At 49.0% G+C, this 18,183-nt stretch carries 14 protein-coding genes and 2 riboswitches; of the genes, 4 read left to right on the plus strand and 10 right to left on the minus strand.

Annotated features, from left to right (window positions below; genetic code table 11):
• Nucleotides 1–106: 106 nt before the first annotated feature.
• The gene (gntK, locus tag ACFQ1X_RS09370; RefSeq protein ID WP_144839933.1) at nt 107–1,651 is read right to left on the minus strand and encodes a gluconokinase; all 1,545 of its coding nucleotides are present in this window, start codon (nt 1,649–1,651) and stop codon (nt 107–109) included.
• 486 nt (nt 1,652–2,137) lie between these two features.
• Nucleotides 2,138–3,022 carry a phosphogluconate dehydrogenase (NAD(+)-dependent, decarboxylating) gene (gnd, locus tag ACFQ1X_RS09375; protein ID WP_144839932.1) on the minus strand — a complete coding sequence of 295 codons (885 nt, stop codon included), beginning with the start codon at nt 3,020–3,022 and terminating at the stop codon, nt 2,138–2,140.
• A 122-nt stretch (nt 3,023–3,144) separates the two neighbouring features.
• Here gnd and ACFQ1X_RS09380 point away from each other — a divergent pair, with 122 nt between their 5' ends.
• The 3 genes from ACFQ1X_RS09380 to ACFQ1X_RS09390 all read left to right on the plus strand — a co-directional run bounded on the left by ACFQ1X_RS09380 (nt 3,145) and on the right by ACFQ1X_RS09390 (nt 6,755).
• A complete protein-coding gene (locus ACFQ1X_RS09380; protein WP_144839931.1) occupies nt 3,145–3,996 on the plus strand; it encodes a MurR/RpiR family transcriptional regulator in 852 nt (283 codons plus the stop codon).
• A gap of 598 nt (nt 3,997–4,594) precedes the next feature.
• Nucleotides 4,595–5,824 carry a dicarboxylate/amino acid:cation symporter gene (locus tag ACFQ1X_RS09385; protein ID WP_144839930.1) on the plus strand — a complete coding sequence of 410 codons (1,230 nt, stop codon included), beginning with the start codon at nt 4,595–4,597 and terminating at the stop codon, nt 5,822–5,824.
• A 91-nt stretch (nt 5,825–5,915) separates the two neighbouring features.
• The gene (locus ACFQ1X_RS09390; protein ID WP_144839929.1) at nt 5,916–6,755 is read left to right on the plus strand and encodes an aldo/keto reductase; all 840 of its coding nucleotides are present in this window, start codon (nt 5,916–5,918) and stop codon (nt 6,753–6,755) included.
• A gap of 453 nt (nt 6,756–7,208) precedes the next feature.
• On the opposite strand, the gene ACFQ1X_RS09395 is transcribed toward ACFQ1X_RS09390, so the two are convergent.
• The 8 genes from ACFQ1X_RS09395 to mtnK form a co-directional block, all read right to left on the minus strand.
• Nucleotides 7,209–7,802, minus strand: coding sequence for a flavin reductase family protein (locus ACFQ1X_RS09395; protein WP_144840114.1), 594 nt, complete (start codon nt 7,800–7,802; stop codon nt 7,209–7,211).
• 64 nt (nt 7,803–7,866) lie between these two features.
• Complete coding sequence (locus tag ACFQ1X_RS09400) at nt 7,867–8,871, minus strand: EAL domain-containing protein (RefSeq protein ID WP_144839928.1); 1,005 nt, start codon at nt 8,869–8,871, stop codon at nt 7,867–7,869.
• A gap of 409 nt (nt 8,872–9,280) precedes the next feature.
• On the minus strand, nt 9,281–9,646 hold the full coding sequence (locus ACFQ1X_RS09405) for a cupin domain-containing protein (RefSeq protein ID WP_144839927.1): 366 nt from the start codon (nt 9,644–9,646) through the stop codon (nt 9,281–9,283).
• 374 nt (nt 9,647–10,020) lie between these two features.
• Entirely contained in the window at nt 10,021–11,058 is a 1,038-nt protein-coding gene (locus ACFQ1X_RS09410) for an ABC transporter permease (protein WP_144839926.1), read from the minus strand.
• Nucleotides 10,982–12,535: a sugar ABC transporter ATP-binding protein gene (locus ACFQ1X_RS09415; protein WP_144839925.1), complete on the minus strand. Its 1,554-nt coding sequence runs from the start codon at nt 12,533–12,535 to the stop codon at nt 10,982–10,984. Before ACFQ1X_RS09415 ends, ACFQ1X_RS09410 begins: the two co-directional genes overlap by 77 nt.
• A gap of 66 nt (nt 12,536–12,601) precedes the next feature.
• Nucleotides 12,602–13,687 (minus strand): sugar ABC transporter substrate-binding protein, encoded by a 1,086-nt coding sequence (locus ACFQ1X_RS09420; RefSeq protein ID WP_144839924.1) that lies wholly within the window; start codon nt 13,685–13,687, stop codon nt 12,602–12,604.
• Complete coding sequence (mtnA, locus tag ACFQ1X_RS09425) at nt 13,684–14,745, minus strand: S-methyl-5-thioribose-1-phosphate isomerase (RefSeq protein ID WP_144839923.1); 1,062 nt, start codon at nt 14,743–14,745, stop codon at nt 13,684–13,686. The genes ACFQ1X_RS09420 and mtnA overlap by 4 nt, the downstream gene beginning before the upstream one ends.
• 3 nt (nt 14,746–14,748) lie before the next feature.
• Nucleotides 14,749–15,927, minus strand: a complete 1,179-nt coding sequence (mtnK, locus tag ACFQ1X_RS09430) for an S-methyl-5-thioribose kinase (RefSeq protein ID WP_144839922.1) — start codon at nt 15,925–15,927, stop codon at nt 14,749–14,751.
• A 78-nt stretch (nt 15,928–16,005) separates the two neighbouring features.
• Nucleotides 16,006–16,159, minus strand: a riboswitch (SAM riboswitch).
• Between the two features lie 625 nt (nt 16,160–16,784).
• Nucleotides 16,785–16,894, plus strand: a riboswitch (SAM riboswitch).
• 71 nt (nt 16,895–16,965) lie between these two features.
• Here mtnK and mtnW point away from each other — a divergent pair.
• The gene (gene mtnW, locus ACFQ1X_RS09435; protein ID WP_144839921.1) at nt 16,966–18,180 is read left to right on the plus strand and encodes a 2,3-diketo-5-methylthiopentyl-1-phosphate enolase; all 1,215 of its coding nucleotides are present in this window, start codon (nt 16,966–16,968) and stop codon (nt 18,178–18,180) included.
• Nucleotides 18,181–18,183 lie beyond the last annotated feature (3 nt).

Below are 18,183 nucleotides of genomic sequence, written 5' to 3' on the forward strand. Positions count from 1 at the left end.
CGAAAACTCCGCTCTCATTTCTCTTCTATATAAAAGGGGATCTTTCATTTTTCACAACCAAAAAAATCCGGCACCCCATTCACCGGGGTACCGGGTTTTATTCGCGTCAGCCCAGGTGTTTACGCTGGAAGTCGGCGATGCTTTCGTATTCATCGGTCAAGAGACGAGACAGCCGGATGAAGATCGGCAAGAGTTCTTTGTAGATGTCGGTGGACGCCTGATCAGGTTGATGGGTGTGTGTGTGCCCGATCATGTCACCGACAACGCTGAAGTCGTCGATTTCACCGAGTGCGTACATGCCGAGCACAACCGCGCCGAGACAAGAACTTTCAAAGCTTTCCGGCACAGTGACCGGCTGGCCGAAGATGTCGGCCATCAGCTGGCGCCAAATTTCGGAACGGGCAAAGCCGCCGGATGCTTTGATGAGTGTCGGTTCGCCGGTCAATTCTTCGACAGCGAGCAAGACGGTGTACAGGTTATAGACGATGCCTTCGAGCACGGCACGGATCATATGCTGCTTTTCATGATGGATGCTGAGGCCGAAAAATGAACCGCGGGCATTGGAATCCCAGAGCGGCGCACGTTCGCCTGTTAAATATGGATGGAACAACAGGCCGTCGGAACCAGGATTGACGGTCGAGGCAATGCGGGTCAGCACATCATACGAATCGATGCACAGGCGTTTGGCCGTTTCGACTTCCGCCGCTGCAAATTCATCACGCAGCCAGCGCAGAATGATGCCGCCGTTATTGACCGCTCCACCGATAACCCAGTGATCAGCGGTGAGCGCGTAGCAGAACGTCCGCCCTTTCGGATCGGTTTTCGGCACCGGTGACACGGTGCGCACTGCGCCACTCGTTCCGATGGTCACGGCGACAACGCCCGGCTCGATGGCACCGACGCCAAGATTGGCCAGTACGCCGTCGCTAGCGCCGATGACGAATGGTACATCTTTTGGAATGCCCATGAATGCGGCATATTCCGTCGCCAGCCCGCTCAAGGAGTGTGTTGTCGGCACCGGTTGCGGCAATTGGCCAGTATGGATACCAGCGACTTCGAGAGCGCCAGTGTCCCAATCGAGATTTTCAAGATTGAACAGGCCCGTTGCTGAAGCGATGGAATGGTCGACAACGAAGTTACCGAATAATTTATGGAAAACGAAACTTTTGATATCTGCGAACATTGCCGTCTGCGAGAAAATCTCCGGCTTGTCTTCTTTCAGCCAAACGATTTTCGACAGCAGCGACATGGCATGGATCGGTGTGCCGGTCCGCAGGTAAATCGCGTGTCCGCCCATTTCTTCCTTGATGCGCCTGGCGTGTTTCGCCGCGCGCGAATCTGCCCAGGTGATGCTTTCAGTCAACAGCTGATCCTCTGCTCCGACCGCAATCAGGCTGTGCATCGCCGAACTGAATGACACCAGCTTGAGTGAAGCGGGGTCAATTTCACTTTTACGGATCGTTTCCCGGATGGTGCCGAGAACTGCACGGAAAATTTCTTCCGGATCCTGTTCAGCCGTGAGTGGTGTTGGTGTGTGCAACGGATACAGAATCGTTTCCGTCGCCAGAACTTGCCCTGTTTTATTGAACAGAACGGCTTTCGTCGAAGTCGTCCCGATGTCCACTCCAAGATAATGCGATGGTTCAGCCATGGGAACCCTCCTTTTCATATACTGAAATTATACGCGAATAAAACCGGTATCGCCTTTCTATATAAGTTGAACTACAGAATTATATTTCACATAACGCTTCGGCGCTTTGGACAGAGCCAAGATTATGCTCCTGCCCAAGCTCGTCGCAAAGGAGGCGCCATCTTCGTATGGCACACCTTGACTCCCGCAATAAGCCGAGAAGACCACTCGTCTTATTGCTTCGCCCAGTCCAGAGGCGCGCCGGCGCTGAGAGATATCTTAGATATGGAGCAAAACAGCGAAGAGTTGAACGAAGCCTGCGAGGGCAACTCTTTGCGACGAAGCAGCGAAGCGATGCAGGAGCAAAGGGTTTTGAGCGAGCCCCCGGCAGTCGGCACCGCGACGTCCTGTCGCGCCGACTGCATGACCCACATCCTGTGGGCCCGCAAGCAAGCTGTTTTGCGGAATATCGATTATTATAGATTATTAAATTACTTTTATAATCCTTTATTTCTTCACGACAGCATGGCCGCCGAATTCATTGCGCAGCGCTGCCACGACTTTGCCGGTGAAGGTATCGTCTTCCTGTGAACGGTGGCGCATCATCAACGACATCGTGATGACGGGTGCCGCCACTTTCAGGTCCAGTGCAGTTTCGACTGTCCACTGACCTTCGCCCGATGAATTCATGATGCCTCTGATGCCGTCGAGTTTGGCGTCTTTTGAAAATGCGTTTTGGGTGAGGCCCATCAGGTAAGAGCTGATGATCGAACCGTTATCCCAAACGCCCGCCACTTCTTCGTAATTATAATCGAATTGGCTTTTGCTGAGGATATCGAAACCTTCCGCAATTGCCTGCATCATGCCGTACTCGATGCCGTTGTGGATCATTTTCAGGAAATGGCCGCTGCCGGCTTTGCCCGTGTACAAATAGCCGTTTTCAACGGAAATATCTTTGAAAAGAGGTTCGATATCTTTGAACTTCTCTTCGTCTCCGCCGATCATCGAGCAGATGCCGTTGCGCGCGCCTTCTGTGCCGCCGCTTGTGCCGCAATCGAAATAATAGAGTCCCTGTTCCTGCAGCATTGCCGCGCGGCGCAGCGTATCTTTATAATTCGAGTTGCCGCCGTCAATCAGCGTATCGCCTTTTTGAAGCAAAGGCAGCAATTCGCCGATTACCGTTTCAGTGATGTCACCCGCCGGCACCATCAGCCAGATTGTGCGCGGTGTTTCCAGGCTGTTCACCATCTCTTCTATAGAAGAAACACGTTCAAAGCTGTCCTCTTCAAACTTTGCAAAATTATCGTATCCGACCACTTTATGTCCGTGATCTGCTAAATTCAAAGCCAAATTCAAGCCCATTTTTCCTAGTCCAATCAAACCAATTTCCATTTTAACCGCCCCTTAAAGAAATTTTTTCCGTAGTGGTTTTATTATAGCAAATTTTTTTCCTTAAACAAGGGAAGTATAGTATAATATTCAGTATGAAACGGTCCAGAAATGAGGAACTTACTATGAAAGAGCAAAAATTTGCGCTCGCGGCCATTCGCGGCAGCTATTCGCAATTCAGCGAAAAAGAAAAGAAAATTGCAGATTTTGTCCTGAATGACCCCCGTAATATCATCCATTTAACCATTAACCAGATTGCGGATGAACTGAACATCGCGGAATCGACCATTTTCCGTTTTTGCCAGCGCATCGGCTTTAAAGGTTTCCAGGCCTTTAAAATTTCCCTGGCTTCAGAAGTCGTAACGCCGCTGAAAGATATCCATGAACAGATTGAAGAAGGCGACGAAGTCAAAACGGTGGCTGAAAAAGTCTTCCGTTCCAATATTAAGACACTTGAAGCGACGCTGCAGATTGTTGATGGCGAAACAATTGAAAACGCTGTCACTACCATTTTGAACGCCCGCAAAGTGGAATTCTTCGGAAACGGCGGCTCCGCGAGCGTCGCGATGGATGGTTACCATAAATTCATCCGGCTCGGATTGCCTGTTGCGATGAACCTTGATGCGCATGTCCAGGTCATGTCGGCATCCCAGATGAATGAACAGGATGCCGCAATCGTTATTTCGCATTCCGGCTCGACGCGCGACATTCTGGATGTGCTTCATGTGCTGAGGAGTAAAGGTGTGACGATCATCTGCCTGACGAATTTCGCAAAATCGCCGCTGACGAAAGAATCGGATATTTGCCTCTATACCATATCAGAGGAAACCGATTTCCGGTCTGAGGCGCTGTCTTCCCGCATTGCCCAGCTGAGCCTGATCGATGCACTGTATACGAACCTGATGATTGCCCGAAGCGACGCCGGAAAGGCATCGCTGCAGGATATGCGCGAAGCCATGTCCCATAAGAGATTATAGAAATCAGCCCCTGCCGTTCGTTCGTAGGGGGTTTTTTGCCTTAAGTAATTTTTGATTATTATTTTTTAATTTGATGAAATAAAGAATTAGCTTAAATATAACGCTTCGGCACTTTGGTCAAGGGCAAAGATTATGCTCCCCCAATAAATCGAGAAGACCACTCCTCTTTTACTCCGCTGGCAACCGCCTGCTCCTCAGTCGCATCGGCGCTGAGAGAAATTCCTAGAGATATGGAGCAAAACAGCGCAGACGCCCAGGGGTCCAAGCGAAGTGCTGAGATCCACTCGGGCGAAGTGAAACGAGACCGAGTTAGCTCAGCGCGAGCCAAGAGTTGGCCGAAGGAAGTTCGGCCGACTCTTTGCGACGAAGCTAGCGCAGCGATGCAGGAGCACGGGTTTTGGCAAGCGAAGCTGTTTTGCGGAATGTCGGTTCCTATAAATTATTGACTCAACTTATATAATTATTCTAATACCCCATGTACTCTTCAAATTGAGCAATGCTTTTGACAGCCGCTGCCCCTTCCTCTATCGTAATGAATAATCCCAAGTAATATTGTATGGATTAAAATATTTGCCAATAACTTTAAAGGAGGCAGCACATGAAAACCTTATGGAGAACTTATTTGGATACATCATTAATTGTTAAAATCACCATTGCTTTGGTGCTGGGTGTCGCGGTCGGCCTGATTTTCGGTGAAGATGCAGCCGTGCTGGCGCCTCTCGGAGATCTGTTGCTGAGTTTGCTGACATTCCTGATCATTCCGCTGATTCTGTTCACTTTGATGGTCGGGGTGAACCAAAGCCGGTTGAATGACCTCGGCCGGATGGGCGGCAAGGTATTTCTTTATTACGCTTTGAGTTCCGCGTTCGCCATTATTGTCGGCCTATCTGTCGCAAGCCTGTTCCAGCCGGGTTCCGGCATGTCACTGCAAGGAAATGAAACCTTCGATGTTCCGGAAAATCCCGGTTTCATCAACGTACTGCTGAATATTGTGCCCTCAAATATCTTCACTGCCTTTACGGAAATGAATCTGCTGGGCATCATTTTCATCGCTTTCGCGTTCGGATTGGCGATTTCATATATGCGCGGTTCTACGGAATTCGGGGATCTTGGTGAGCACCTCTATAAAACCGTCAACGGTTTGAATGAAGCGACGATTGTCGTGTTGAAAGTGATCCTGCAATATGTGCCGATCGGCATTTTCGCCATCATGGCGGAAGTGGTCGGCAGCCAGGGACTCGATACGCTGTTGTCCCTCGGTGAAATGGTGCTTGTGCTGTATACCGCCATTGCGGTGCAAATTGTACTTTACACCGTGCTGTTGATTGCATTTAAAATAAAACCCGGCTTCTTCTTCCGGCATGCGCGGACCCCGATGCTGACGGCATTTGTAACACAAAGCAGTTCGGGCACATTGCCATTGACGCTTGAGGCGGCGCGGGGCCTCGGCATGTCGAAAAGCCTTTACGGTTTCAGCCTGCCTCTCGGCGCAACAATCAATATGGACGGAGCTGCTATCCGCATTGCAGTGTCCGCTGTCTTTGCCGCCAATCTAACAGGCAATCCATTATCCTTGCCGGATATGCTGATGGTGGTGCTGGTTGGTACATTAGCGTCCATCGGAACGGCGGGTGTGCCGGGTGCGGGCATCGTCATGATCGCCACCGTCTTCGTCCAGCTTGGTCTGCCGATGGAAGCAGTCGCGCTCCTGACTGCGATTGACGCACTTGTCGGCATGGGTGCAACCATGCTGAATGTGACCGGTGACCTTGTCGGGTCGAATGTCATTGATAAAAATGAAAAGAAACGACAGGCGGCAAAAGCGTGAAACAGCTATCGTAAATGACTAATCCGTTTTTTATTCGGGTGAATGGGTATATTGAAAGACGAGTTATTTTCAATTTGGAGGTGTTCATCCGATGAAAAATTTGGAAGCTGCTGCCACTTTGCATAACGCCGTCGAAATGCCCTGGTTCGGCCTCGGCGTCTCCGGCCTCAAAGACGGCGCCGAGACTGCCGGCTGCGTCCGCGCGGCGATCATTAACGGTTACCGCAGTATCGATACCGCGGCCATGTATGGCAATGAAACCGGCGTCGGCCAAGGAGTGCGCGAAGCTCTCGAAGAAACGGGTCTGTCCCGTGCCGATCTCTTCATCACATCAAAAGTCTGGAATTCGGATCTCGGTTATGACTCTGCGCTTGCCGCCTTTGAGACGAGCCTTGAAAAATTGAAGTTGGATTATCTCGATCTTTATTTGATCCACTGGCCTGTGAAAGGCAAATACAAAGACGCATGGCGTGCGCTTGAAAAGCTCTATAAGGATGGCCGGGTCAAAGCGATCGGCGTCTGTAATTTCCAGATCCATCACCTGGACGACCTCCTGGCGGATGCGGAAATCGTGCCGATGGTCAATCAGGTTGAATACCACCCGCACCTTACACAGAGCGAACTCCATGCTTTCTGCAAAGCCCGAAATATCCAATTGGAAGCCTGGTCGCCGCTCATGAAAGGTGAATTGCTCGATCATCCCGTCATCGAAGAAATTGCGATGAAAAATGAGAAAACGCCGGCACAGGTAATTTTGCGCTGGGACCTTCAGACTGGCGTCGTCACCATTCCAAAATCTTCAAAAGAACCGCGCATCATTCAGAATGGCCAAGTATTTGATTTCGAATTGACCGATAATGATATGGAACGTATTTCAGCATTGAATGAAAATCGACGTTCCGGTCCGGACCCGGATAATTTTGATTTTTGATGGTTCGGATTAAGCTCCATAAAAAACGCCATCTTTCTTTCACCGTTTTGCGGTGGGAAAGATGGCGTTTTTTGTGTTCGGATTATTCAAAGCAAAAATATAAAAAAGCGAACAATAATTTGAAATATTTTCCGTATATTTTATTTTAGTTGCGCGATTTCATAATTTAGTTGCGGTTATCGGTCATTTAGTTGCGGTTTTTACTGTTTTAGTTGCGGAAATCAGCAATTTAGTTGCGGTTACAGCCATTTTAGTTGCGGTCAGCAAAAAACCAAACTTCAAATTTGAAAAAGCCGCCACTTTCGCGGCGACTTCCTCAAAGAGCGGATGTTTTTCGCACAGCGAAAAACATCCGCTTAAGCTTTTGAATTTTGCATACCCCGATAGAAAAGGAAAAGTCCATCCCGGAAAGCATCGCTTTCCAACATGAACTCTGTACAGCTAATTTCTAAGTTATTCCGGTCGCTTCAATGAAAAAATTTCACCCAGTTTCGCGTAATTTGTTCCTGCCAGACGGCTGACCGGCTTGAGAAGATCTGCATTGATGCGGCCTTCATTGTAAATGGCCTCATCCACATGGACCCGGACAATCCGGCCGATGAGAAGATCCGTGTTCGGCAGGTCGATCGCCTGATGGAGGACGCACTCAAAACGGACTTTCGACTGCTCGACAGCCGGCACATCAACTTCTTCACTGTCGATCAAGGTCAATTTGGTTATATCGATTTCACTTTCGTCCGGTGGCAATGAAGCCGCAGTTTCATTTACTTCAAAGACATTCTCTTCATCGACAATATGAACGACGAACTCCTTGCCCGCCAGAATATTGCGCGCAGTATCTTTAGCTTCCCCTCCTTTTCGCTGCACAGAAACAGACAGCATCGGCGGGTTGGACGACACGATATTGAAATAGCTGAAAGGTGCAGCATTAATTACACCCTTCGGTGATTTACTGGTGACAAAAGCAATAGGACGGGGAATAATCGAGCCAACCAGCAATTTATAATTCTCACGTTCTGTCTGTTGATAAGGATCAAAACTTAACACGGCCATCGCTCCTTTTTCGTTCAGTTTACCCGAAACAGTGATGAATTCCGCCAAAGATGCTCGCTTATGCTCCTACAATTGAAATTTTCTGAGGCTCTTTTGCCGGTTTGCCGAAATAATAGCCCTGGAATAATTGATAACCCCGCTCCTTCAACCATTCAAAATCTTCTTTTGTTTCGACCCCTTCCGCCAGCGGAATTGAACCGACTTCCAAGGCTTTTTCAAGGAACCGCAGTGCTGTTTTCTGTTTGCCCGCATCTTCCGCTACACCTTGCACATATTGCATATCGAGTTTCATATAATGAGGCTTCAGATCCGCCAGCAATTCAATTGTGCTGTACCCCTCACCAACATCGTCGAGCGCATACTGGAAGCCTTTTTTCTTATAGAAAGCGAGGATTTCACGCAAATGTTCGATGTCATCCACTTTTTCCGTCTCCACCACTTCAAACACCAATTGCCGTGGATCCACACCCAGCTCGTTCGCCAGGTTCGTCGTCGAGCGCAGGCAGAATTCCGGCGAATAAATCGAAGTCGGGATGAAATTAATAAAGGCTTTCACATCTTTTAAAACGGCTGCGTGGCGGACAGCCGCCATCCGGCAAACCCGGTCGAGTGCGTAGAGTCTGCTGCGCGACTTCGCAGCCGGGAAGATTTCATTCGGATAAATAATCGTTCCGTCCTCGTGATGGAAACGCGCCAGCATTTCGTAGGCAAAAATTTCCTCATTCGCTGTAACAATCGGCTGGTAATGGCAAACGAGCAATTCCTTGCGGATCACTTCATCGATCCACTCCGTTTTGAAAACCTGTTCCATTTCTTCAATCCCATTCCATTCGCCTTTATCGATGCGGAACTGCACCCGCTCCGGTTCCATAAGATGCAGACAGAAATCGAGAAATTCCTGTGCCCCTGGCTCTTTCATAAGCAATCTATTGTCTTTTCTTGTAATTTCCATGTCTCTTCGTTGCAGATGGTGCACAATCATGTCCATCAGGGACAGATTGGTCTCGCCTTCCAACTTGATGTCAAACTTCAGCTCAGCAACTGAACAATTATTACACTCCATTGGTCACACTCCTTTTGTACTATCTATTTCAGATTACAATAAATTTCCTAATAAATCTTTATTATTTTTAAAATTTAGGAAATTAGTTTTCTTTAGTGCAAAGAAAAGCCCCCATTCTTTATCTCCTAACATTTTGATGGCGATTCTACGCTATATCAAAAACAGACGGAGAAAAAGGACTTCTTCTTCTCCGTCTGTTTTATTTTAGAGACTTATGGGACATCCTTTTTCTTCAGGGTATCACTTTGACTACTATTTCATTCTGAACTAAATACATTTAATGGTTCTATAATTGCGTTATTATTACTATTTCTCGAAACGAAAAGATTACTAAATTTATTGGGCGTAGAAATAGAATTTGCTCTATAACTGCAAGTCTAATAATATAATCGACCAGTAACTCAATAAATTAAATCCAAATATCATTTACAGCTGTTAATTCTGATTTAATATCGCCAGTGTTTACAACGCCCCTTGGCTCTACTAACATGATATGACACTCTTGGTTCGCAAAAGGTTTATGTTCAATTCCTTTTGGGACTGTAAACATCTCTCCTTGGGAAATTTTCACTTGACCATCGCGAAAATCAATGAACATCTCACCTTCTAGAACGATAAATACCTCGTCGGTATCTTGATGATCGTGCCACTCAAAATGCCCCTCTATCTTGACGAGTTTAAATTGATAATTATTCATTTCAGCAATGACTTTTGGTGACCACTGTTCACTGAATTTCGAAAATTTCTCATTTAGATTAATAGCTTGGTATTTGATACTAACCCCTCCTTTTTATATTCTACATACCCTATTATTGACTTGTTCTATTGTCTCATTCTCAGGTTCTTTAGGTATTAAAATAAATTCCTTATCGTTAAAGAATAATATCACTATCTCCAGAAGAGTTATCAGCTTTTCTTTCAATACGAAGAACATGATGGCGTCTGCACGCGTATCTGCTGGGGCCAGCCGGAAGATTAGTTTTAAAATATAAGTTGAAAAGATAATTCTTAACGAAAATAACTGTTTGTAAAACTGCACCTTTCCGAACAACATTAAAATAGCTGGAAAGAACAAAAACGCTCGCAAACGTGTCTACACACTTTACGAACGTTCTCTTTTTTCCAATCAGATTTACGAACCAAAATCCCTTAACTCTTCGCGAATTTATTCTTCGCATATACATACGTAACTGCAAGCGCTGCTACCAATACAGCTCCTTTAATAATATCGAAAGCGTAATACGGCAGATTCTGGATTGTCAGCCCGTTCAGCAGGATGCCGATGACCGCTGCGCCGAAAAATGTTCCAAGTGCATTTGGTTTGCCCGCACCGAGTACCGAATAGCCGACAAATACTGCCGCGACAGCTTCCATCAGGAGCGGCGCACCGGCATCGATCTGGCCGGAACCGACGCGCGCCGTAAACAGGATGCCCGCCATTGATGCGAAAACGCCCGAAACGATATACGCCGAAGTCTTGACCTTTTTCACGTTGACACCTGACAACGTTGCGGCTTCCGCATTGCCGCCGGTCATATAAAGAATGCGGCCCCAGCGCGTATGGTTCAAGATGACATATGCCGCAAGCACCATCACCACCATGATCCACACGGGCACCGGAAGCCCCAGCATCTGACCCTGGCCGATCCACAGGAACGCTTCGGACAATTGACCGGGTGCCGTGCCGCCGGAAGTCAGCGGCATATTGTTGTAAATTGAATAACCTTCCGTATACGTGCGGTGAAGGCCCGCCACGATATACATCATACTGAGTGTCGCGAGGAGATCCGGAATGCCGATGACGGTTATGAGGAAGCTGTTGACGAGCCCGACTGCCACCCCGATCAATAGCGGCAGCAAGAGTACAAGCCACAGCGGCATGTCATACCACACCATCAAAGACGCCGTCACAACAGTCGACAGGGACATCGTGGAACCGACAGACAGGTCAAAGCCGTCCACGACCAGTGTGAACGTGACACCGAGCGCCAGCAGCGTGACGATCGAAATCGACCGGAGAATGTCCGAGAAGTTGCCGTAGCTGAAAAATGCGTCGCTGACGCTGCTGAAATACAGGATGATGGCAATCAGCAGGATAATGGCGCCGTATTTAAACAGAAATTGGACTGCGTTTTCTTTCGCCGAGTTTTTCGTTTTGGGTAAGCTCTTCTTTTCCACCGCTTGCATAAAGTAATATCCTTTCCTGGGTCGCTTCTTGACGTGATAATTCTTTCACGATCTGACCATCGCACATTACCAGAATCCGATCGGATATGCCGATCGCTTCATGGATTTCACTGGAGAAATAAAGGCAGCCTTTGCCGTTTCCGGCCAGTTCCCGGATCAATTTGAAAATATCCACTTTCGCCCCGATATCGACACCTTTTGTCGGTTCATCGAACAGGTAAAGCAGCGAGTCGAGGCTCATCCACTTGCCGATGGCCACTTTCTGCTGATTGCCTCCGCTCAGGTGGATGAGCGGCGTTTCGGTATTGCCGGTTTTGATCTTTAATTTATCGATGATGTCTTCCGCAAATTTGTTTTCTGACGTTTTATTCATGAACAGCCGCTTTGAAAATTTCGGGAGATTCGGAAAAGATGCATTGGCACGCAGCGTCTCGTGGACGAACAAGCCTTCTTTCCGGCGTTCTTCCGGAACCAGCGCCATTCCCGCACGGATCGCATCGCCCGGATGGTGAAGACGCGTTTTTCTCCCGGCAATTTCGACCGTTCCGCTGACTGTCTTCGTTGCCCCGAAAAGGGCTTTTGCGAGCTCCGTTTTGCCGGCGCCGACGAGTCCGACAATGCCGACAATTTCTCCGGTTTTGACTTGCAAGGAAACATCCTGCAGCTTGCCGCCATCCGATAAGCCTTTGACTTCCAACAAATTCTCGCCGGTCGGATGCGGCTGGTTTTCAAGTTCCTGGCTCAACACTTCCCCCAGCATCGATTCGATAATCTGGTCGGATTGTGACTCTTCCGTAACGAAAGTGTTGACCCATTCCCCTTCCCGCATTACCGTAATCCTGTGGCTGATGTTAAAAACCTCCGGCAGCCGGTGGGAAATGAAGATGCAGCCGACGCCGTCACTGCTCAGTTTCCGAATCACTGAAAACAATTTATCCGATTCCGTCAGCGACAAAGGCGCAGTCGGCTCATCGAAAATGATGATCTTTGCCGAATGCACCAAAGCGCGGGCGATCAGCACCAGCTGCTTTTCCGCCAAAGTAAGCGTTCCTGCTTTTCGGGTGACCGAGATTTCTTCCGACTGCAGTTTAGCCAGCGCCTCCTGCGCCTGTTTGTTTATTTTCTTTTTGGACAGCAGAAAACTGCCGCCCGATGCAAAACTGTCCAATAGGATATTTTCCGCCACTGTCAATTCCGCAACGATGGCCGTATCCACTTCCTGATAGACGCAATAGATGCCGTGCTCTTTTGCCTGTTTCGGTGAGCGCAACGAAACGACTTTGCCGTCGAGCCTGATTTCGCCGCTGTCCGGACCGTAAACACCTGACAGAATTTTGATCATTGTGCTCTTACCGGCTCCATTGACGCCGAGCAAAGCATGAACCTCACCTTTCGTAAGAGTTAACTCGCCGTTTTGCAATGCCGTCACTTTGCCGAAATGCTTGCTGATTGCCTGCATGGTCAATAAATGCTGCATCGCTGCAATCCTCCTTTCACCGAAAGGAGCCAACCATTTCCGATGGCGGCTCCGATAGCGTTTTTATTATTGCCCTTCCAATTCCCGCAAGTCATCCGTATAACCCTGCTCGCTTGCTCCCCATCCTTCGATGTATTCGCTCAAGCTCTCCGTTGTCACCGATTCTTCCGGAAGCTGCTCCGCATCGATGAACACAGGCTCAAGCACGACTTTCTCTTCAGGCTGTTCGCCGTTGATCAATTGGTAAGCGTAACGCACCTGGATGCGTCCGATATCCGCCGGGTCAACTGCCGCTGAAGCTACCCACGGGCTGCCGTCTTTTTGGATCATCTGTAAATCTTCATCGCTCATGTCGATGCTGTAAACTTTAATGTCAGTGCGCCCCGCCTGTTCAATGGCACGGACCGCGCCTTTCGCAAATTCATCCCAAGCTGCCCAAACGGCTGTGATATCGCCTTCGTTCGGATATTGCTTCAAAATCGCTTCCATTTGCGACTGTGTATCGAGCGCTGTATTTTGAGTAGCAGCGCCAAAAGCCGCTACTTCTTTAATGCCTGTGTTATCTTGCAGGAATTGCTCATAAGCGACCTGGCGACGTTCCATCGGTGCAAAACCGGCCGTCCAGATTTTCACGATATTCGCTTCGCCGTCATGGTCATCCGACAATTTCTGCAAGGTTTGTTCCGCCATCAGCTGGTCGCCTTGTTCAAGTGACACAACGCCTTCCACGTCGACTCCCGCATCAAACGCCACGACCGGAATCCCTTGTTCCACCGCTTTTTCCACGCCTTGATTCAAAGCTTCTTTCGTGCCGTGGTCAATCAGAATCGCGTCCGCTCCCTGGTTAATGGCAGCATCCAAATTGGATGCCATTTTCGCCAAATCCCCTTCTGAATTGAAAACCGTCACACTGCCTTCGAATTTCTCAGCCTGCTCTTCAACGCCTGCTATGTATTGTGCTGAAAATGTTCCCAGATTCTGCTGCAGGATCAATGCCACGTTCTTGCCTGCCAGCTCATGGTCCGACGCTTCCGATTTCTCCCCTGAATCCGTTTCCGCTTCTGTCACCGTCTCGCCTTTCGGCTGGCACGCCGCCAATACAATACTGATAAATAATAAAGCCGCAATAATTAAAAATGATTGTTTTTTCATGATTTCTCTCCTTTTCCACTAACTGTTGTAAAAACATCGATTATATTCCGCTCATAATCCGGATGGATGATGCCTTTTTCCGTGATAATCGCTGTGATGTATTGTGCCGGCGTTACATCAAATACCGGATTAAAGACTTTTGTGCCATTCGGTGCGATGGGCTGCCCGGCACTATGGGTGATCTCTTCTGCTGACCGTTCTTCAATCGGAATATTTTTGCCATCCGGAATCTGCAGATCGAATGTCGAAACCGGAGCCGCTACATAGAACGGAATGTTGTAGGCAGCGGCCAGGATGGCCAGATTGAGAGTTCCGATTTTATTGGCTGTATCACCGTTTGCCGCGATGCGGTCAGCGCCGACGATAATTGCTTCGATGCCTTTCGCACCAATCGTGTGGGCGGCCATGCTGTCTGTGATAAGCGTCACATCAACGCCTGCCTGCTGCAGCTCCCACACCGTCAGCCGCGCCCCTTGAAACACCGGACGCGTTTCACAGGCATAAACTTCAAACTCACGCCCCAGTTCCTTGCCAAGATGGAATGGCGCCAGTGCTGTGCCGTATTTCGCCGTTGCAATCGAACCGGCGTTGCAGATCGTCATGACTCTCGAGCGGCCTTCCAATAAATCCAGTGCATGGCCGCCGATGGTGCGGCATGCTTTTTCATCTTCCTCATGGATGCGTTTTGCTTCCGCCAGAATTTGCGCTTTTGCCGCTGCCACTGTTTGCGCCGATCCAATCGATTGCTGCAGCCTGCCAAGTGCCCACACCAGATTGACTGCCGTCGGACGCGATGAACCAAGATAAACCGCATCCTTTTTGACGTAATGATGGAAAACTTCCAATGTTTCTGTGTCATGCCGCTGCACGGCAAGCGCCAATCCGTATGCCGCCGTGATGCCGATGGCCGGTGCGCCGCGGACTTTCAAGGTAACAATGGCGTCATATACATCTTCAATCGTATTGAGTGCAATATATTCCGTTTCGTGCGGAAGTTTCTGCTGATCCAGAATGATCAACTGGCCGTTGATCCATTGAATTGATAAGGGAATCGCCATTTGCTACAGCTCCTCTACCAGCGCCGTCACATCCTGAATGGAAGTCAGTTCGCTGCGTTTTATGATTAATGTCTCCCCGAGTCGGAGAGCCTGTTTTTTGAATTGGATGCGCTGTCCAGCGTCTTCGATGCCGTCGAGATCTTTGACATGAGCCAGGCCGATCGTGCGACGGATCAACTCACAGCCGGCAAAGCCAAGCGCATCCCGGAAGATTTTTTGGAGCACCGATTGCCGGTAACCCGGAACATCCCTAAAGTCTTCAATGCCTTTGCTTTCCCACAGTTCAGTGAAGCGCGTTTCGAACACGTCCCAGGTATTTTCAATATGCCGCACGATTGTCTCCCGTCCTTCTCTGTTCCGCGTAATGCCTTGCACAATTAAGTTCGCAAGGAATAAGCCGACATCAAAGCCGATCGGTCCGTAAAACGCGAATTCCGGATCGATGACTTTGGTTTCATTGTCATCAGCAAAAATGCTGCCGGTATGAAGATCGCCGTGAAGCAATGCCTCCGCTTCCGTCAAGAAGCTGCGTTTCAACTTCGCCGCTTCGAGCTTCAAGCTGTCATTGTTCCAGATCGCCTCAACCGACTGCCGAAGCTCCGGTTCGAAATCGTTCGTCTCGTAGTCGAAAAATGGATCGGTGAACACCAGGTCTTCCGTTATCTTGCACAGTTCCGGATTGGAAAATTCCGCCGCCAGTCGTTTCTTTTCAAATGGATGTAAAGCGAAATCGGATGTATGGAATAAAGTCTGCGCCAGGTATTCACCGATATGAGCGGAAAGTTTCGGATAGCTCTTCCCTTGAATCAGGCCTTCGCGGGCAATTGTCAGATGTGAAAGGTCCTCCATCACTGTGTAGGCCAATTTGTCATCCGTGCCGTACACTGCCGGCACCAGGCCGGCTGCAAACTCGCCGTGCTTCCGGAGTGCCGCCGCTTCGATCGCGGCACGCTTCAGTGTCAGCGGCCAGCTTTCGCCCACCACTTTGGCATAAGGCAGCGCCTGCTTGATGATGATGCCTCTGCCGCTTTCCCGGTCGCTCACGCGGAAGACATAATTCAAATTGCCATCACCGATTTCCCGGCATTCAAGATTTGCGCCTTCCGTCAAAAGCCCTGCCGCCAATTCGATGGCTGCCGCTTCCGTCAAAGGCTCATATGTGGAAATTGCTGTAGTTGTCATGGTCATCTTCCTCTCAAATTCAATATAAAAACGCCTCTTTCCCGAAAGAAAGAGGCGCAGAATAAAGAGGTTCCATGCCTCTTATCTTTCAGAAATAAAATTTCTGATGGAATTAGCACCGTGCCTTGCGGGATGTTCATCCCGGCGCTAAAGCGCCCCTTCTCACGAAGGTATTACGGTCGGTTGCTGGGCGTCATAGGGCCAATTTCCCTCTGCCTGCTCTTGATAAGAGTACTAAAATTTGTATGAAGTTTTGTTATGAGTTGAATCCTATCACGAGTCAGAATTGACTGTCAACAAGATTTTTTGAAATTGTGAAGACCCTTAACATCCCAATTTAGAGACTTTTATAGAAGAAATACGGATAAATTTGTACGGAAATTTTTTTGAAGAATTTATGTTGATTAGTGATCTGCACTTGCCCACTCACTCCTATAAAAATCAAAGCCCTTTAAGCGGATGTTTTTCGCTGTGCGAAAAACTCCAGTGTCTGAAGGGAGCCTTCGCTGGAGGCGAAGGCTTTTCATTTCTTGTTTTATGGTTATGGAGCAGTTTCGTCGGGCTTGTTAAAGGGAGTCTGGTTTCGGTCGAGGTTTCATCTGCTTTTCTCTAAAAATGTTCGACGTTTGAGGAATAATGGCGTTTACTGCCGGCCGATTCTAGGGAATTCAGTGATTTCGAATGGGTTTGCTGCACCAACTGCCGGATCATGAGCGGCACCCACTCACTTCCAACTTTGCAATTTCCCCATCGCCATCTCTCCTTAAGAAGTTTCTCACAATTCCTTGTTGACAGAATTCTTCACACATGGAATAATCAGAATTACTTTATTGCAACAAACCCAACCGAATATCCAATTCTTATTTAGAGCAGGTGGAGGGACAAGCCCTACGAAGCCCGGCAACCGGTCCAGCGATGGACACGGTGCTAATTCTTGCAGCCAGAAGCTATGGCTGAGAAATAAGAAGTCGTTAACGCCCTTAACCTCTTCTTATTTGAAGAGGTTTTTTTATTTTTTATATAAAGGAGTGCAAATATATGAGCAGACTGTCAGCAAGCTACCAGGTATACGGCAAAGCGGGGTCATTTGAAAAGAAAGCGGAAGGCATCGCCCTCGGACTGACGATCGGATCCTGGACCGACTTGCCGCTACTCGAGCAGGAACAATTGAAGCAGCATAAAGGCGAAGTGGTATCGGTGGAGGAATTTCCACAAAGTCCTCATCCACTGAAGCCGGATGCAATCAAAGCACATATCAAAATCTCTTATCCAAGCGCAAACTTCTCGGCGGATTTGCCGGCCATCCTGACCACCGTTTTCGGCAAACTGTCACTCGACGGCGAAGTGAAATTACTGGATCTCGATTTTGAAGAAGGTTTGCTCAAAAAATTCCCGGGACCACGCTTCGGCATCGACGGCATCCGTGGATTGCTCGACGTCCATGGCCGCCCGCTCGTCATGAGCATCTTCAAAGGTGTGATTGGCCGGGACCTTGATTATTTAACGGCACAACTGCGACAGCAGGCGCTCGGCGGTGTCGATCTCGTCAAGGACGACGAAATCCTGTTCGACAATCCGTTGACTCCTTTTGAACAGCGCATCACCGAAGCGAAAGGAGTATTGCATGAAGTCTACACCCAAACCGGCCATCGCACGTTATACGCAGTCAACCTTTCTGGCCGCACATCCCAGCTTCGCGATAAAGCGAGACGCGCTCGCGAACTCGGCGCCGATGCCCTACTCTTCAATGTTCATGCATACGGACTTGATGTGCTACAGGAATTGGCGGAAGACGATGACATCGCTTTGCCGCTGATGGCGCACCCAGCATTCAGCGGCGCGTTCACTTCTTCCCCGTTCTACGGCGTTGCGGCTCCGCTGGCACTCGGCAAGCTGACGCGTTACGCCGGTGCCGACTTCTCGCTGTTTCCCTCCCCTTACGGCAGTGTTGCCATGGAGAAGACAGCGGCACTCTCTCTCGGCGAGCAGTTGACGAACGAAAGCCTGCTGCAACCGACGTTTCCGGTTCCTTCCGCCGGCATCCATCCCGGACTCGTGCCGTTACTCGTCAATGATTTCGGAATCGACAGTATCATCAATGCAGGCGGCGGCGTCCACGGACATCCGGACGGTGCTGCAGGCGGCGGCAAAGCTTTCCGCCAGGCGGTCGATGCGGTGCTGAAGGATCAAACACTGGAAAATGCCAGCCAACAGCAGCCGGAATTGAAAACAGCATTGGAATTATGGGGGTAAGTT

It is taken from the genome of Metaplanococcus flavidus, assembly GCF_042675885.1.
GTDB classification, from domain to species: domain Bacteria; phylum Bacillota; class Bacilli; order Bacillales_A; family Planococcaceae; genus Planococcus; species Planococcus flavidus.

Excerpts from the sequence above, each read along its gene's own strand:
- ACFQ1X_RS09415 (WP_144839925.1), bottom strand. The coding sequence starts at position 12,535 with ATGCAGCATTTATTGACCATGCAGGCAATCAGCAAGCATTTCGGCAAA.
- ACFQ1X_RS09380 (WP_144839931.1), top strand. The coding sequence starts at position 3,145 with ATGAAAGAGCAAAAATTTGCGCTCGCGGCCATTCGCGGCAGCTATTCG.
- ACFQ1X_RS09420 (WP_144839924.1), bottom strand. The coding sequence starts at position 13,687 with ATGAAAAAACAATCATTTTTAATTATTGCGGCTTTATTATTTATCAGT.
- ACFQ1X_RS09400 (WP_144839928.1), bottom strand. The coding sequence starts at position 8,871 with ATGGAGTGTAATAATTGTTCAGTTGCTGAGCTGAAGTTTGACATCAAG.
- mtnK (WP_144839922.1), bottom strand. The coding sequence starts at position 15,927 with ATGACAACTACAGCAATTTCCACATATGAGCCTTTGACGGAAGCGGCA.
- ACFQ1X_RS09390 (WP_144839929.1), top strand. The coding sequence starts at position 5,916 with ATGAAAAATTTGGAAGCTGCTGCCACTTTGCATAACGCCGTCGAAATG.
- ACFQ1X_RS09410 (WP_144839926.1), bottom strand. The coding sequence starts at position 11,058 with ATGCAAGCGGTGGAAAAGAAGAGCTTACCCAAAACGAAAAACTCGGCG.
- gnd (WP_144839932.1), bottom strand. The coding sequence starts at position 3,022 with ATGGAAATTGGTTTGATTGGACTAGGAAAAATGGGCTTGAATTTGGCT.
- ACFQ1X_RS09385 (WP_144839930.1), top strand. The coding sequence starts at position 4,595 with ATGAAAACCTTATGGAGAACTTATTTGGATACATCATTAATTGTTAAA.
- mtnW (WP_144839921.1), top strand. The coding sequence starts at position 16,966 with ATGAGCAGACTGTCAGCAAGCTACCAGGTATACGGCAAAGCGGGGTCA.
- mtnA (WP_144839923.1), bottom strand. The coding sequence starts at position 14,745 with ATGGCGATTCCCTTATCAATTCAATGGATCAACGGCCAGTTGATCATT.
- gntK (WP_144839933.1), bottom strand. The coding sequence starts at position 1,651 with ATGGCTGAACCATCGCATTATCTTGGAGTGGACATCGGGACGACTTCG.